At 67.8% G+C, this 15,456-nt stretch carries 10 protein-coding genes; 6 read left to right on the forward strand and 4 right to left on the reverse strand.

The window, feature by feature from the left end:
• The first annotated feature begins 107 nt into the window (after positions 1-107).
• Both DM450_RS12380 and DM450_RS12385 read left to right on the forward strand, forming a co-directional pair.
• Complete coding sequence (locus DM450_RS12380; RefSeq protein WP_142635209.1) at positions 108-1,277, forward strand: cytochrome P450; 1,170 nt, start codon at positions 108-110, stop codon at positions 1,275-1,277.
• A gap of 5 nt (positions 1,278-1,282) precedes the next feature.
• A complete protein-coding gene (locus DM450_RS12385) occupies positions 1,283-1,603 on the forward strand; it encodes a 2Fe-2S iron-sulfur cluster-binding protein (protein ID WP_142635211.1) in 321 nt (106 codons plus the stop codon).
• Positions 1,604-1,798: 195 nt separating this feature from the next.
• Here the strand turns inward: DM450_RS12385 and pobA are convergent, their stop codons facing one another.
• Complete coding sequence (gene pobA, locus DM450_RS12390; RefSeq protein ID WP_142635213.1) at positions 1,799-2,968, reverse strand: 4-hydroxybenzoate 3-monooxygenase; 1,170 nt, start codon at positions 2,966-2,968, stop codon at positions 1,799-1,801.
• Positions 2,969-3,104: 136 nt separating this feature from the next.
• Between pobA and DM450_RS12395 the strand changes: the two genes are divergently transcribed.
• Both DM450_RS12395 and DM450_RS12400 read left to right on the forward strand, forming a co-directional pair.
• On the forward strand, positions 3,105-3,974 hold the full coding sequence (locus tag DM450_RS12395; protein WP_142635216.1) for a helix-turn-helix domain-containing protein: 870 nt from the start codon (positions 3,105-3,107) through the stop codon (positions 3,972-3,974).
• Between the two features lie 29 nt (positions 3,975-4,003).
• Positions 4,004-5,608, forward strand: a complete 1,605-nt coding sequence (locus DM450_RS12400) for a SulP family inorganic anion transporter (RefSeq protein ID WP_142635218.1) — start codon at positions 4,004-4,006, stop codon at positions 5,606-5,608.
• Between the two features lie 173 nt (positions 5,609-5,781).
• On the opposite strand, the gene DM450_RS12405 is transcribed toward DM450_RS12400, so the two are convergent.
• The 3 genes from DM450_RS12405 to DM450_RS12415 all read right to left on the reverse strand — a co-directional run bounded on the left by DM450_RS12405 (position 5,782) and on the right by DM450_RS12415 (position 12,777).
• Entirely contained in the window at positions 5,782-9,198 is a 3,417-nt protein-coding gene (locus tag DM450_RS12405; RefSeq protein WP_142635220.1) for a glycosyl hydrolase, read from the reverse strand.
• Between the two features lie 98 nt (positions 9,199-9,296).
• Entirely contained in the window at positions 9,297-10,589 is a 1,293-nt protein-coding gene (gene rhaI, locus DM450_RS12410; protein WP_142635222.1) for an L-rhamnose catabolism isomerase, read from the reverse strand.
• Between the two features lie 64 nt (positions 10,590-10,653).
• Positions 10,654-12,777: a bifunctional rhamnulose-1-phosphate aldolase/short-chain dehydrogenase gene (locus DM450_RS12415; RefSeq protein ID WP_142635224.1), complete on the reverse strand. Its 2,124-nt coding sequence runs from the start codon at positions 12,775-12,777 to the stop codon at positions 10,654-10,656.
• A gap of 110 nt (positions 12,778-12,887) precedes the next feature.
• Between DM450_RS12415 and DM450_RS12420 the strand changes: the two genes are divergently transcribed.
• Both DM450_RS12420 and rhaT read left to right on the forward strand, forming a co-directional pair.
• Entirely contained in the window at positions 12,888-14,303 is a 1,416-nt protein-coding gene (locus DM450_RS12420) for an FGGY-family carbohydrate kinase (protein WP_142635226.1), read from the forward strand.
• A 60-nt stretch (positions 14,304-14,363) separates the two neighbouring features.
• Complete coding sequence (gene rhaT / locus DM450_RS12425) at positions 14,364-15,440, forward strand: L-rhamnose/proton symporter RhaT (protein ID WP_142635228.1); 1,077 nt, start codon at positions 14,364-14,366, stop codon at positions 15,438-15,440.
• The last annotated feature ends 16 nt before the right edge of the window (positions 15,441-15,456 follow it).

Consider the following 15,456-nt stretch of genomic DNA (forward strand, 5'->3'; position numbering starts at 1 on the left):
GCCGCTGGCCAAGATACGATCCATTGAATATCATAACCTCGATGACGTTCGGTCCTCAGGAACCGGAACGCACGGGAAGAGGCTGGGTTGTCGAAAGGAGCATGGCCATGACCGCCGCACGCACGCAGGAACCGGACGACCGCAAGAGCGCGCGCATCGCCGAGGCCCATCTTGCCCCGCAGGCCGGTTCGCGCGTGATCGGCCGCTTCGCCATGGGCCGCGAGGTGCTGCGCTCGCCCAAGGTCCGCCAGGCCGGCGCCCATGCCGAGGCCACCGATCTCTCCAACCCGGACGAGGTCTCGTTCTTTTTCCTCGACGGCGAGGCCCACCGCAGGCGCCGCGCCGCCGTGGCCGGGCTGTTCGCGCCCCGCACCATCGTCACCCGCCATCACGCGGTCATGCAGCGCACGATGGACGAACTGGTCGCGCGCCTGCGCGAAGGCAAGCCGCTGCCGCTCGACGAACTGAGCTTCCAGATGGCGGTGGACGTCACCGCCGAGATCGTCGGCCTGACGAACAGCGACAGCAACCGCGCCCTCGCCCGCCGGGTGAAGGCGGTGCTGGACAGTTCGCTGGTCCGCAGGCCGGGCTGGCTGGGCAACCTGATCTTCAACGCCCGGATGCTGCTGCGCGTCGGCCGGTTCTACCGCAAGGACCTCGCCCCGGCGATCGCCGCGCGCCGCAGACAGCCGCGCGAGGACGTGATCTCGTTCATGGTCGGCGAGAATTACTCGCGCAAGGGCATGATCATGGAGTGTCTGAGCTACGGCGGCGCGGGCATGATGACGACGCGCGAATTCATCGTCATGGCCGCCTGGCACCTGTTCACCAGCGCCCCCTTGCGCGCACGTTTCCTCGCCGGCGACGAAGCGGGCCAGTCCGCCATCCTCGAGGAAATCCTGCGGCTGGAGCCGGTCGCCTCGATGCTCCACCGCCGCGCCGTGGAGGACCAGCCGGGGCTGATGGCGCAAGGCGAAGTGGTCTGCGTCTCGATCCGCGAGGCCAATGTCGACGAGGCGATCACCGGCCCCTGCCCCTTCCGGCTCGATCCCGACCGGGCGAAGCGCATGAAAGTCGCCGGGCCCTACATGAGCTTCGGCGACGGCCCGCACCGCTGCCCCGGCGCCCAGGTGGCGCTGCACGAAACGCGCATCTTCCTCGACCGCATGCTGCGCCTGCCCGGCATCCGCCTGGTGGCGGAGCCGACGATCCTCTGGAACGGCTTCATCCAGGGCTACGAACTGCGCGGCGCGCTGGTCGCCTGCGATCCGGCCTGACGCCGATGGTGCGCATCACCTTCATCGACGCAGGCGGAACCCGGCGCGACATCACCGCGCGCGAGGGCATGTCCTTGATGGAAAACGCCGTCGCGCAGGGGATCGAGGCGATAGAGGCGGTCTGCGGCGGCAACTGCTATTGCGGTACCTGCCGCGTCCATCTGACGCCCGCATGGTTCGAACGGCTTGGGCCGCCGGGGGACTACGAAGGGCCAGTGATCGAAGCATCCGGCGACGAGCATCCGCACGTCCGGCTTTCCTGCCAGCTTCCGGTGACGGAGGCGCTGGAGGGGCTGGTCGTGGAGACGCCTGCCTCGCAGAGTTGATGCGTCGCGGGTGTGGACCCGGCTTCCTGGCCGGCCAAAGTCTCCCCCATCCCCTTTCCGTCATCCCCGCGAAGGCAGGGATCCCGCTTTCTTCGCACAACCTCGCAGAAGAAAAGCGGGGCCCCCGCGTTCGCGGGGGCGACGACGGTTATGGGGAAGGTTCAGAGCTTGGCGGCTACGAGGCCAATCCCCGCCTTAGACCGGCAGCCCCACGTAGTTCTCGGCGATCACCCGCCGCGCGTGTTCGCTCGAGGCGATGTAGTCGAGTTCGGCCAGCTGCATCCGGCGCTCGAACGGGCCGTCGTCGGGGAAGCGGTGCATCAGCTTGGTCAGCGACCAGCTGAACCGCTCCGAGGCCCAGACCCGGCGCAGCGCCTTGGCCGAATAGGCCGCAATCGCGTCGTTATCGGCCTTCCCGAAGAAGGCGGTCAGCGCTTCGTGGGCGTAGTGCACGTCGCTCGCCGCCAGGTTCAGGCCCTTGGCGCCGGTCGGCGGCACGATATGCGCGGCATCGCCGCAGAGCAGCAGGCTGCCGTGGCGCATCGGCTCGAACACGAAGGAGCGCAGCGGCGCGATCGACTTCTCGATGGAGGGCCCGCGCGTGATATGGGCGGCGGCATCGGGGCCGAGGCGGATCGCCAGCTCGTCCCAGATGCGGTCGTCGCTCCAGTCCTCCAGCTTCTCGGTCAGCGGCACGTCGATGTAGTAGCGGCTGCGCGTGTGGCTGCGCTGCGAGGCGAGCGCGAAACCGCGTTCGTGGTGCGCGTAGATCAGTTCGTGGTTGCACGGCGGCACATCGGCCAGAATGCCCAGCCAGCCGAAGGGATAGACCCGCTCGAAGGTCTGGCCGACGCTGGCCGGAATCGCCGCGCGCGAGGGGCCGTGGAAACCGTCGCAGCCGGCGATGAAGCGGGCGTCGATGCGGTGCTCGGCGCCGTCCTTCGTGTAGGTGACATAGGGCGCGTCGCTCTCGATGTCGTGCAGGGCGACATCCGCCGCCTGGTAGATCACTTCGAGGCCGCGTTCCGCGCTCGCTTCCATCAGGTCGCGGGTCAGTTCGGTCTGGCCATAGACCATCACCTGCTTGCCGGTCAGCGCCTTGATGTCGATGCGGATCAGACGCTCGCCATCGGCAAGGTTGAAGCCGTCGTGCGGCAGGCCCTCGGCCTTCATGCGGGCATCGAGGCCGAGCCGCTCCATCAGCGCGACGGTGCCCTGTTCCAGCACCCCGGCGCGGATGCGCGAGAGCACGTAGTCCCCGGTCTGGCGTTCGAGCACGACGCAGTCGATGCCCTCCTGACGCAGCAGGTGGCCGAGCAGCAGGCCGGCAGGGCCTGCGCCGATGATGGCGACTTGGGTACGCATAATCCTTCTCCCGGTCGGGCGCGCCGCATGAGGGGACGCCGCAATTCTTGCCTCTGGATTGACACTGCGGCGGTTCTGGCGGAATGCACCGGACGGCCATTGTTCAGGTACTTTCAGGACATCCCGCGAGTCTGCCATGCCCCCGTCCCGCCCGATTCCCAGCTACGTCCTCTACGGCGAGGACATGCCCGAAAACCTCGCGGAACTGGGGCATATCGAGACGATTGCGGCGCGAAGTTCCTTGCATGACTGGGAAATCGCCCCGCACCGCCATGTCCGCGGGGTTCAGGTCATGCTGGTATCGAAGGGACAGGTCACGCTCACCATCGACGACAGGACCGAGACGCTGGAGGCGCCCTGCCACATCGTCGTGCCCGCGGGCAGCATCCACGGCTTCCGCTTCCGCCCGGAAACCGTGGGTTACGTGCTGATGCTCAGCAGCGGCTTCGCGGAGCGGCGCAGCGATGCGGGCGATCCCTTGCTCCACGCCGCAACCCATGGCCGCTTCGCCGCCACGCCGGTGGAAATCCTCGCGCGGGTCGAATTCCTCTGCGCCGAAATGCTGGCCATGGCGCAGGACTGGCGGCGGCCCAATGCCCTGTTCCTGTCGATGGCGGAAGCGCTGATGCGCTCGCTGCTGCCCGAGGAAGAAGCAGCCGACAATGCCAGCGGCGACCAGCGCATCTCGCACTTGCGCCATCTGGTCGAACTGCACTTTCGCGACCAGTTGCCGCTGGGCTGGTATGCCGAGCGGCTGGGCATGACCACGCGCACCCTCACCCGCCTCACCCGCGCGCGGCTGGACTGCACGCCGCAGGACATGCTCCACGCCCGGCTGGCGCTGGAGGCGCAGCGGCTGCTGTGCTTTGCCAATGCCAGCGTCGTGCAGGTGTCCAACGAACTGGGTTTTTCGGACCCCTCGTACTTCTCCCGCTTCTACCTCCGGATGACCGGGCACCGTCCGCATCTGGACAAATCCACCCACGGCCATACGGCGGAGGCATGATCGCTCGCGACGAAAGGCCCGACATCAGGATGAGCAAACCCGTCTGGCGCGACGGACTGACCGGGCTGGCCATGGCCGGGCTGATCCTGCCGGAAAGCGTCGCCTATGCCGAGATCGCGGGCCTTGCCCCCGGCCGCGCGCTGGCGGCGGCGATTGCCGGGGGGCTGGCCTATGGACTGGTGGGGCGCAGCCGCTTCGCGGTGGTCTCGCCCACCTCGTCCGCCGCTGCCATCCTGGCCGCGACGCTCGCCAGCCTGTCCGCCACCGGCCCCGCGCGCGAGGGGCTGGCGACGGTGCTGGTGGGGATGACCGGGCTGATCTTCCTGCTGCTGTCGCTGCTGCGGCTGGGCAGCCTCGCCAGCTTTGTCTCGCGCCCGGTACTGCGCGGGTTCGCCTTTGGTCTGGCGATCACCATTATCGTGCGGCAATTGCCCGCCGTGGCGGGGATTTCGGTGCCCTCGGGCACGATCTTCATGGTTCTCGCGGGGCTCGCCGAGCGGATCGGTGCGTGGCACCTGCCCAGTTGCCTGCTCGGCCTCACGACCCTGGCGGTGCTGCTGGCGCTGCGCCGGATGCCGCAGATTCCCGGCGCGCTGATCGTGCTCGCAGTCGCCGTGGCACTGGGGGCGGCGGTGGACCTGCCCGCACATGGCATCGCCATTGCAGGGCCGGTCGGCCTCGGCTGGCCGGACAGCGCCTGGCCTTTCTCGACCACGCGGCTCTCGCGCCTGGCCCAGCTGGCGGCGCCGATCGCGCTGATCCTGTTTGCCGAAAGCTGGGGCACCATGCGCACGCTCGCCCTGCGGCACGGCGACACGCTTTCACCCAACCGCGAACTGGCCGCCATCGGCACCGCCAACCTCGCCTCCGCGCTGGTGCAGGGCATGCCGGTGGGGGCGGGCTTTTCGGCCGGCTCCGCCAACGAGGCGGCGGGCGCATCGAGCCGCTGGGCGGCGACGACGGCCAGCCTTGCGCTGCTGGCGATGGCGCTCTGCGCGTCGGGCTGGATCGCGCGCATTCCCCAGCCGATGCTGGCGGCCATCGTCATCGCCGCACTGACCCACGCACTGTCGCCGGGGCCGCTGCTGCATCTCGTTCGCATCCGCCGCGATCACGGGATCGCGCTGGCGGCTGTCCTCGGCGTGCTGACCCTGGGCGTGCTCAACGGCATGTTGCTGGCGGTGGCGCTGTCGGTGCTGCACATGCTCTACGAACTCGCGAACCCGTCGATCAGCGAACTGGGGCAACTGGGGGACGGGCATGAGTTCGTCGACCTGAAACGTCATCCGCAGGCGCACCGGCTGCCGGGCGTCGCGATTTTCCGCCCCAACGGCCAGCTGGTCTTCGCCAATGCCGAGACGGCGCTGGGCGCGATCGCCCGCCGCGCGCGGGCCAGCCATGCGCGGGTGGTTGTGCTCAGCCTCGAGGAGAGCAACGACCTCGACAGCACCGCCATCGAGGTCGTCGCCGAGTTCACCCAAGGACTGGAGAAGGCGGGCAAACAGGTGATCCTCGCCCGCGCGCATGACCGGGTGCGCGATGTGCTGGCGGCGGCGGGATGTACCGTGCTGGCGGAGGGCTCCACCTTCAGCGTGGCGCAGGCGGCGCAGCGCGCGGCGCAGGTTTCGGGTTGAGGCTCAGGTTGAGTGATACCTCAAAGATCAACCAATAGCTTAAAACAAAAACACGTCGTCCCCGCGCAGGCGGGGACCCCGCTTTCTTTGGTGTCGGCGATAGGCTGAAGAAGAAAGCGGGACCCCCGCCTGCGCGGGGGCGACGTGGTGTTTTCAGGAACCGTCTGCCGGGCCTACTTCCCGCCTTCCAGCACCACCGGCCCGATCAGCCCGGCGGGCCTTAGCGGCGCATCGGCGCGGTAGGTCGGCATCGCGGTCCAGGTGATCGGCTTGGCGCCCGGCTGGGCATCACCGACCAGACGGTTCACCCAGAGATCCGCCACCTTCACCTCGATGGTGTTGGCCCCCTTCTTCACCGCCTTGCCGATGTCGAGGCGGTAGGGCGCATGCCAGACCGCGCCGACCAACTGGCCGTTCACCCGCACTTCGGCGAGATCACCCACCTGCCCGAGATCGAGCCACAGCGGCTGCCCCGCCCTGGCGCCCCTGGGCAGCGTGAAGCTGCGCGCATAGGTCGCCTCGCCGGAGAAGTACTTCACGCCCGGATCGCCGCTTTCGTTCAGCGGCGCCAGCTTCGCCATCTGCACCGATTCCGGCGCGCCGCGATTCGCCTGGAAGCGCACCGACCAGCCGTCATCGAGCGAGGCGAGCACCTGCACCGGCTTTGCGGGCAGCGTCAGGGCCTGCGACCTGGCGGCCTTGCGGAACACCACAAAGACGGCATCGTCCGCCACCAGCGAGAGCGGCACCACCGTCTCGCCGTTCTCGATGCGGTAGCTGACCGGCTCGCTGGTTCCGGTTTCCGGGTGCCAGAGTTCGGGCACCTTGCCGGTCACGCGGAAGTGCGCCGCGATGGTCTGCGGGCCTTGCGGGTTGGAGAGATAGTAGATCTCGCCCTGCCCGTCGCGGCGGTGGACGAAGGGGATCTTCGCGCCGGCCTGCGCGCCCGTGAAGCTGAAGTCCGGGGCAACGCCGATGCTCGCCAGCGCGCTTTCGACGTCCTTGCCCGCGACCACCCGGCCCTTGCCGACAGCGGCGTCCCCACTGCCCGGCCAGAGCTTCGCCACCAGCGCCGACCACTCGGCGTCCTGCGCGCCCATCATGCTGGGTGTGGAAACCGGCGCATTACCGATCACCGTCGCGCCGCCTTCGACCAGCGCCGCCAGCTTCCTGAGCGCCCCCAGCGTCATGCGCTGCGAGGAACCGCCGAGGTAGATCGCCCGGTAGCGCGCGCCGCTCGGCGCGACCACTTCGTTGCCGTCGTTCGACAGCAAGCCGGTCAGCGCGTCGTAGCTGAGGAAATCATAGGCGTGCGACACCGGCGCATCGGCCACCGGCTTGTCCCCGTAGAGCCCGGTCAGCGGCGCTTCCTCGCCGTAGAAATAGGCCACATCGGCCAGGTTCCGCCCCGCCTGCAGCAGCAGCGAGGAGCGCGCAATATAGTCCACCCAGGGCCTGGCCATCTCGCCCCAGCTTTCCATCCGGTTGAAATACTGACCGAAGATGAACAGCGAGAGGCCCGGCTTCTTGTCGTCCACCGGCACATGGACCGAGGTGTGGACCACCGGGCGGTTGACGCCGTTGACGAACTCCATGTCGATGAAGCGCTTGAGGTCCTTGGGCGCGAAGGCCCAGGGCGACATCGAGGCGGTCATCGATTCCGCCGCGACGAGGTTCTGGCCGTAGAGGTGCGCCACCGAGGCCGCGCCCTTCATGTCGGCGATCAGGGTCTGGCGCGGGCCTTCCTCGCGGAAGGTCCACATGGCGGCCATCGGAATGTCCGTATGGCTGCGCATGGTCATGTCGTCGCCCAGCATCGGCCGCTTGTCTTCCAGCGCCTCGCCATAGAGCTTGAGGCCGTTTTCGTGGGCGACCCTGGCGACGGTGCCATAGTGCTCGCTCGCCAGCAGGTCGGCCAGCGTGCGGCGGTAGTCGTAGAGGAACGTGTCCGATTGCGCACGGGTGCCGACCAGCACGCCGGTCAGCGCCGGCAGCCAGGGCCGCGCGTCATAGCCGCGCAGGCGCTGGAACTGCTCCAGCATCTTCGGCGTCCAGTTCGCCTCGCCCACCTCGATCGAGTCGGTCAGCAGCGCGCGCACGCCGCGCTTGCCGATCATGTCCGGCCCGGCGGCGTCCTTGTACATCCCGATATAGTGGTCGAGATAGCGGCGCACGGCATCGCCGTCGAACTTGTCCACCTCAAGCCCGGTCGCCTCGGGCGGTGCGGGGTGGTTGGTGGTGCCGAGCAGCGAATAGCCCATGCGCAGCACCCGCCAGCGCTGGCCCTTGGGCAATGCCGGAGCCTGCCAGTCGAGCGTGCCGTCCGCTTGCAGCTTGCCAGTCAGATCGATGACGCTGGCGGGCGCGACGCCCTCGGCGCCGTCCCTGGGTTCTTCCAGCGCGTAGTAGTCGCGGCTCATCACGAAGCCGGCCTTGGTCTCGAAACGGTCGACTTTTGCCTCGCTACCCAGCGCGAACGTACCGACGATCAGCGGCTTTTTCGCCAGCATCGCGCCGACGCCGTCGAACAGCCCGCCCATGGCAATGCCCGGCGCGGGCGAGCCGAGGCCGCCGTCGGGCTTGCGGGCCTCCAGCACCAGCCGGAAATGCGCGGCGGTGACGGCGGGGAAGCTGACGGTTGTCGGCACCGCGCCCAGCGTCAGCGTGGTGATCCGCGTCCACGCCTTGCCGTCCGCGCTCGATTCCAGCGCGCCGGTGAAAGCGGCTCCGGCGAAGGGGATCACCACGTCGGGGACGAAGACGGTGGCGGAGCCGACCTTGGCGGGCCTTGCATAGTCGAGCCGCAGGCTGGGCGCCTCGCCCTCCTTGCGGGCCAGCGTGACGCCCTTGGCCAGATCCGCGTCGAACAGCGCCGCTGCCGAAAGCGCATTGCCAAGACCGTCCACCGCGCGCGGCAGGGCGGCGGCGGGCGCGATCGCCTCGGGGAACGCGAACACGCCGACTTCGCCATAATACGAAGGGCTGGGAGGCGCCGGATGGCCGGAGATCATCTCCTCGATGGAGAGCGCGGGCGCGAGGGTCTGGTACGGCCCGGTCTGCACCGGCGGCGCGGTCAGCTTGCCCGAGAAGCGCTGCCCGGCAGGCACCGCGGTCTCGGACCAGACCAGCTTCTTGAGGCCGTCCTGCGGCTGCACCCAGGGACCGCCGGTTTCCGACCAGCCGGGCGAGGAGGCGATGGCGAGTTCCAGCCCCTGCCGGTCCGCCTCATGCGCGGCAAAGCGGAAGGCGTCCTTCCACTCGGGCGTCATGTAGACGAGGCGGTGATCGACCACTTGCGGGGTCTGGAGATTGGCGTCGAAGTTCTGGAGGCCGCCGATGCCCACGCGCTTCATCCACGCCATGTCCTTGGCGATGCCGTCCTTCGACACGTTGCCGTTCATCCAGTGCCACCAGACGCGCGGGCGGGCCGAGTTCGGCGGATCGCGGAACTGCTCCTCCAGCGGAGCGGCTGAGCTATCGGTGGCAGCGGGAGCGGGAGCAGGAGCGGGCGCCTGCTCCTGCGCGGCGGCGGGAACGGCAACAAGAGCGGTGGCAGCGCAGAGCAGCGTGCGCAGCGAATGGATCGGCATAATCCCTCCCGGATCCAATGGGTTGTAGCTTTTTCGCGCAGCGGCGATGCCGGGAGGGCTGTTGCCCTTCCCGGCGGCAGTTCAGGTATCGCGGCGGATCAGACGATCCCGGCGCCGAGGCCCACGGCCTTGCGCTCCTGCGCCTTGCGGTCGCGCCAGCGGCTTTCGCGGTAGACGCCCAGCACGTCCGCCGCGCCGCCCGCTTCCACGCGCGCCATGGCAAGGATCGGGCTGACATCGACGTTGTAGGCGCGGCGCAGCGCCTGGAAGGCCATCATCGTGTCGTTGGCTTCCTGCGCCAGATGCAGCGCCTCGCGGTCGACCAGCAGCGCCTTGGCATAGCACGAGCCGATGGCCTCGGCGGAGGAGAGCATGGACTCGATCGGATCGGTGACGTTGTGCGACTGGTCGATCATGTAGCTCGGCTTGAAACCGTCACGCGGGGCGAGTTCCGCCTCGACCAGTTCGTTGAACACGAGGAACAGCTGGTGCGGGTTGATCGAGCCCGAATCGAGGTCGTCGTCGCCGTACTTGCTGTCGTTGAAGTGGAAGCCCCCCAGCTTGCCGAAGCGGTGGAGGCGGGCCACGATCTGCTCGATGTTCACGTTCGGCGCATGGTGGCCAAGATCGACCAGGCACTTGGCCTTGGGGCCCAGTTCCTGCGCGGCGAGGATCGAGGAACCCCAGTCGCTGATGACGGTGGAGTAGAACGCCGGTTCGAACATCTTGTGTTCGAGCAGCATGCGCCAGTCGTCCGGCAGCGCGGCATAGACTTGCGACGCGGCATCCAGATAACGGTCGAGGCTGCGGCCAAGGTCCTGCTGGCCGGGGAAGTTGGTGCCGTCACCCACCCACACCGTCAGGTCGGTCGAACCGAGCTGCTTGCCGATCTCGATGCATTCGATGTTGTGCTCCACCGCCTGTTGGCGCGTGGCTTCGATGGTCGAGGACAGCGAACCGGTGGAATAGCTGTGCGCCTGGTCCTTCTGGTCCTGGAAGGTGTTGGAATTCACCGCATCGAAGCCGAGGCCAAGGCTGGCGGCTTCCTCGCGCAGCGCCTTGTAGTCGCTCACCTTGTCCCACGGGAAGTGCGGCGAGACGCGCGGGGTCAGGCGCGAAAGCTGGTTGATGACGGCGCAGTCTTCCAGCTTTTCGTGAATGGTGGTCGGCTCACCCGCGATCGGGAACTTGGCGAAACGGGTGCCGCCCCGGCCCGCGCCCCACGAAGGCACCGCGACCGAGAAACCGGCGACCTTGTCCTTGATCGCGTCGATGGCGATGCCCGAACGCTCCAGCTTGCGGCCGAGCGAGGCATATTCGTCCTCCAGCGCATCCGCCGCGCGGGCGTTGGCTTCGGCGATCAGCTCTTCGGAAATCGGCAGTCTGCTCATTCTTCTATCCTCTTGCCCGTTCGGGGAGCGCGCCGGTTCGCGCGTTCCCCGAAATCATCTCTTATCAGCGCGTGAAGGCCTGTGCGTTACCCGCATCGACATTGATCATGTTGCCGGTGGATTTCGCCGACTGGTCGCCCGCGAGGAAATACACGGCCTCGGCAATGTCGGACGGCAGCACGTCGCGCTTCAGCATGGAACGGTTGCGATAATGCTCTTCCAGTTCCTTGCCGGTATCGATCCCGTGGGCGCCCGCGCGTTCCTTGCGCCAGTCGCCGTCCCAGATCTTGCTGCCCTTGATGACCGCATCGGGATTGACGACGTTGACGCGGATGCCGTGGGGCGCGCCTTCCAGCGCCAGACAGCGCGCAAGGTGGTTCGCCGCCGCCTTGGCGGAAGCATAGGCCGAGGCATTGGTGGCTGCCGCCACGCCGTTCTTCGAACCGATGAACACCACCGAGGTGCCGCCCTGCTCCTTCATGCCCTTGAGCAGCGGCCATGCGGCGCGGCTGGTGAGGAAGTAACCCTGCGCCAGCACGTCGTAATTGCGGTTCCACAGCTCGATCGTGGTTTCCTCGATCGGGGCCGAGGAAGCAATACCGGCATTGGCGACAAGGATGTCGAGCCCGCCGAATTCGCGCGCCGCGACGGCAAAGGCTTCGGAGACTTGCGCCTCGTCGGTCACGTCGCAGACGGCGGCGCGGACCACGTCCTTGCCGAACTGTTTCGCGAAACCGGCGCGGACTTCCTCGACGGCATTCGCATCGCGGTCGGCCAGCAGCACGCAGGCGCCGTCCGCCATCAGGCGCGCGGCGGTGGCGGCGCCGATGCCGCCTGCACCGCCGGTGACGAGCGCCACGCGGCCGACCAGAGGCTTGGGCGCGGGCATGCGCTGGAGCTTGGCTTCCTCAAGCAGCCAGTATTCGATGTCGAACGCTTCCTGCTCGTCGAGCGCGATATAGTCGCCGATCGCCTCGGCGCCGCGCATCACGTTGATGGCGTTGCCGTAGAATTCCCCGGCAAGACGCGCGGTGGTCTTGTCGGTGGCGAACGTGATGCGGCCGACGCCGGGGACCAGCACGACCACCGGGTTGGCATCGCGCATCGCGGGCGAGTTGGAACGCTTGCAGCGCTCGTAATAGGCTGCATACATGGCGCGATAATCGGCGATTTTCTGCGCGAGGTAGGCATCGTCCCAAAGGCGCGCGGGATCGAGCGTCAGGGGAGCGATCTTGGTGCGCAGGAAGTGATCGGGGCACGAAGTGCCCAGCGCGGCAAGGCGCTCGAACTCGGCCGAGTTCACGAATTCCAGCGCTTCGGCATCGTCCGAAAAATGGCCGACCTTACGCCGCGCGCCCGTCATGTTGGCACGCAGGCGGGGCATAAGGTCGGCAGCAAGGGCTGCGCGGTCGGAGGAGGAGGAAGTGACCGCACCGCCGAAAGCGGGCTTTTCGGAGAGCTTGGCGTTGAGGTAGTTCGCCGCATCGGCGATCAGCTCGACGGTGTGTTCGTAGCAGGACTTGGCGCTGCCGGCCCAGCAGATGATGCCGTGGCCGGCGAGCATGACGCCCTCGACGCCGGGGTTGGCCGCCACATAGTCGCGCAGCATCACGCCCAGCGTGTAGCCGGGGCGCTTCCAGCCGAGCCAGCCGATCTTGCCGCCCCAGATTTCCTTGGTGGCCGCTTCGCCGCCCGAGCTGGCAGCCAGCGCGATGATCGCATCGGGGTGGACGTGATCGACATGCGCGAAGGGCAGCAGCGAGTGCAGCGGCGTGTCGATCGAGGCAGCGCGGCCGTTGAGGTTGAACGTGCAGTGCGGCAGGAAGCCGACCATCTTGTCGTCGTCTTCAGGGCCGTTGTAGTGGTTCTCAAGGCCGAGCAGCTTGTGCTGGTAGAGCGTGGCGAAACCGTCCAGCTTCATCGAACCGATGTCGCCGCCCGAACCCTTCACCCACAGCACTTCCACCGCCTCGCCGGTCAGCGGGTCGATCTCTTCCAGCTTGGCGGACGTATTGCCGCCGCCGAAATTGGTGACGGTGAGGTCCGAACCCAGCAGGTTCGAACGATAGAGCAGCAATTCGGGGGGAGAAAGCGTGGCGGCCAGCGAGTCGTCCCAGCGGCTGGCGGGAACCGAGAAGGGAAGCGCGGCGCTCTGGGCCGCCGGTTTGGCAGGGGCAATCGTGTCCATGGGCATCCTCTAACGAAACCTCTTTTCAGGTTCAATCTGATTCGATACTAAACGATCAAATCCAATCAAACAACACCATGTTCACGCATGGTGAAAAATGGGCAGAGCGAATGGCAGGAAGCGGCACCTATATTGTCGTCGATATCGGCAAGACCCTCAGCAAACTGACGCTGTGGACCAAGGGCGGGCGCATGATCGACCGCCAGGTCCGCCCCAACGTGCCGTGCGAAGTGGACGGCGTGCGCTGCCTCGATGCCGCGGGAATCGGCCAATGGCTGCGCGCGACGCTGCGCGGCTGGGCGGGTCATCCGGTGGAAGCGCTGATCCCGGTCGCCCACGGCGCGGGCTTTGCCGCGCTTGGCGAAGAGGGCCTGCTGTTCCCCCCGCTCGACTACGAACAGCCGCTCCCCGCAGAGGTCATGGCCGCCTACCGCAAGGAGCGCGACCGATTCGTGCTGACCGGATCGCCCGCCCTGCCCGACGGCCTCAACCTCGGCGCGCAGGTCTACTGGATGGCCCGGCGCCATCCCGAGGCGATGGAACGCGCGGCGCTGGTCCCATGGGCGCAATACTGGGCCTGGTTCCTCTCCGGCGCGCTTGCCAGCGAAGTGACCAGCCTGGGCTGCCACACCGACCTATGGTGCCCGGCGGACGCCCGCTTCTCGCCGATGGCCGAGCGGCTCGGCTGGGCGGAGCGCTTTGCCCCGCTCGCCAAGGCCAGCGACGTGGTCGGCACCCTGCGCCCCGAGCTCGCCGCCGAGACCGGGCTTCCCGCCAATGCCAAAGTGCTGGCGGGCCTGCACGATTCGAACGCGGCCCTGCTCGCCGCCCGCGGTTTTGCCGAGATCGCCCGGCAGGAAGCGACGATCCTTTCCACCGGCACCTGGTTCATCGCCATGCGGCTGGCCGCCGAGACGGTGTCGCTGTCCGCCTTGCCCGAGGCGCGCGACACCCTCGTCAATGTCGACGCCTATGGCTGGCCGGTGCCCTCCGCGCGCTTCATGGGCGGGCGCGAGATCGAGAGCGTGATCCAGATCGACACCCGCCGGGTCGACATCCGCCCCGACCAGCCCAAACTGCTCGAAGCGGTGCCTGCGCTGCTGGAACGCGGCACGATGATGCTGCCCACGCTCGCCCCCGGTTTCGGGCCCTTCCCGCACGGCAAGGCCGAATGGGTGAACCGCCCCGAGGAATGGGCCGGCACCTGGTATGCGCGGCGCGCGGGCGTCTGTCTTTATGCGGCGATGGTCGCCGATACCGCGCTCGACCTCATCGGCTCGAAGCAGCGCCTGCTGATCGAGGGGCGTTTTGCCGATGCCGAAGTCTTCGTGCGCGCGCTCGCCGCGCTGCGCCCGGAGACCGAAGTCTTTGTCGCCAATGCCCATAACGACGTCTCGTTCGGGGCGCTGCGGCTGATCAACCCGATGCTCCAGGCCCAGGGCGGCCTGCGCCGCGTCGAGCCGCTGGAAGGCGACCTTGCGGGCTACCGCGCGAAATGGCGCGAACAGGTGCGGCAACCGGCCTGACTCTCCCGCCATCCACATAATGACACGATAACAACAAGATAACGAGAGGATCAGACTGAAATGGGAGGCAATCCGGCGCTGGGCGTCATCTTCCACTGGCTGGGCGGCTTTGCCTCGGCCAGCTTCTACGTGCCCTACAAACGCATCAGGCTGTGGTCCTGGGAAGTGTTCTGGCTGGCGGGCGGGATCTTTTCCTGGCTGATCGCGCCCTGGGTCTTCGCCTCGCTGCGGACCGAGAACCTCATCGGCGTGCTCACCGCCGCGCCCGCCTCCACCTTGCTGTGGTGCTGGTTCTGGGGCGCGATGTGGGGCTTCGGCGGGCTGACATTCGGCCTCACCATGCGCTATCTCGGGCTCTCGCTCGGCATGGCGGTGGCGCTGGGGCTGACCACGGTGATCGGCACGATGGGACCGCCGATCTTCCATGGCACCATCGGCGCAATCGCCGGTCGCACCAGCGGGCAGCTGACCCTGCTGGGCATTGTCATCACCCTGGTCGGCATCGTTGTCGTCGCACGGGCGGGCCACGGCAAGGATAAGGATCTGGGCGGGCAAGCGTCGGAAGGCGTGGCCGAGTTCAATCTCAGGAAGGGCCTGCTGATCGCGGTGTTTTCCGGCGTGATGTCGGGCTGCTTCGCCTGGGGGCTCGACGCCGGCCAGCCGATCCGCGACCTGACGCTGGCGGCGGGCACCGATCCCCTCAGCCAGGGCCTGCCGGTGCTCTGCGTTGTCCTTTCGGGCGGGCTGACCACCAACCTCATCTGGTGCGCGCTGCTGATCCGCCGCAACCGCAGCTTCGGCCAGTTCCTCGGCGCCAGCAACGGCGATGAGGGCAGCACCCGCCCGCCGCTGCTCGCCAACTACCTGCTCGCCGCGCTCGGCGGCACCTTGTGGTATTTCCAGTTCTTCTTCTACACCATGGGCGAGAGCCAGATGGGGCGCTACGGCTTCTCCTCGTGGACGCTGCACATGGCCTCGATCATCCTGTTCTCCACGCTCTGGGGCTTTGCGCTCAAGGAATGGCGCGGGGCGAGCCGCCGCACGCGGGCGCTGGTGCTGACCGGCATCGGCCTGCTGGTGGGCGCCACCGTGGTGATCGGCGCGGGCAACATGCTGGATGCCGGCGGGGCTATTTGAAAATCCGGCGGTGCCG

Origin of the sequence: Sphingomonas sp. IC081 (genome assembly GCF_006874585.1) — a bacterium.
Taxonomy (GTDB): domain Bacteria; phylum Pseudomonadota; class Alphaproteobacteria; order Sphingomonadales; family Sphingomonadaceae; genus Novosphingobium.

Bases quoted from the DNA above. Each gene is read 5' to 3' on its own strand.
- pobA (WP_142635213.1), bottom strand. From the start codon at position 2,968: ATGCGTACCCAAGTCGCCATCATCGGCGCAGGCCCTGCCGGCCTGCTG.
- DM450_RS12405 (WP_142635220.1), bottom strand. From the start codon at position 9,198: ATGCCGATCCATTCGCTGCGCACGCTGCTCTGCGCTGCCACCGCTCTT.
- DM450_RS12385 (WP_142635211.1), top strand. From the start codon at position 1,283: ATGGTGCGCATCACCTTCATCGACGCAGGCGGAACCCGGCGCGACATC.
- rhaT (WP_142635228.1), top strand. From the start codon at position 14,364: ATGGGAGGCAATCCGGCGCTGGGCGTCATCTTCCACTGGCTGGGCGGC.
- DM450_RS12420 (WP_142635226.1), top strand. From the start codon at position 12,888: ATGGCAGGAAGCGGCACCTATATTGTCGTCGATATCGGCAAGACCCTC.
- DM450_RS12380 (WP_142635209.1), top strand. From the start codon at position 108: ATGACCGCCGCACGCACGCAGGAACCGGACGACCGCAAGAGCGCGCGC.
- DM450_RS12395 (WP_142635216.1), top strand. From the start codon at position 3,105: ATGCCCCCGTCCCGCCCGATTCCCAGCTACGTCCTCTACGGCGAGGAC.
- DM450_RS12400 (WP_142635218.1), top strand. From the start codon at position 4,004: ATGAGCAAACCCGTCTGGCGCGACGGACTGACCGGGCTGGCCATGGCC.
- DM450_RS12415 (WP_142635224.1), bottom strand. From the start codon at position 12,777: ATGGACACGATTGCCCCTGCCAAACCGGCGGCCCAGAGCGCCGCGCTT.
- rhaI (WP_142635222.1), bottom strand. From the start codon at position 10,589: ATGAGCAGACTGCCGATTTCCGAAGAGCTGATCGCCGAAGCCAACGCC.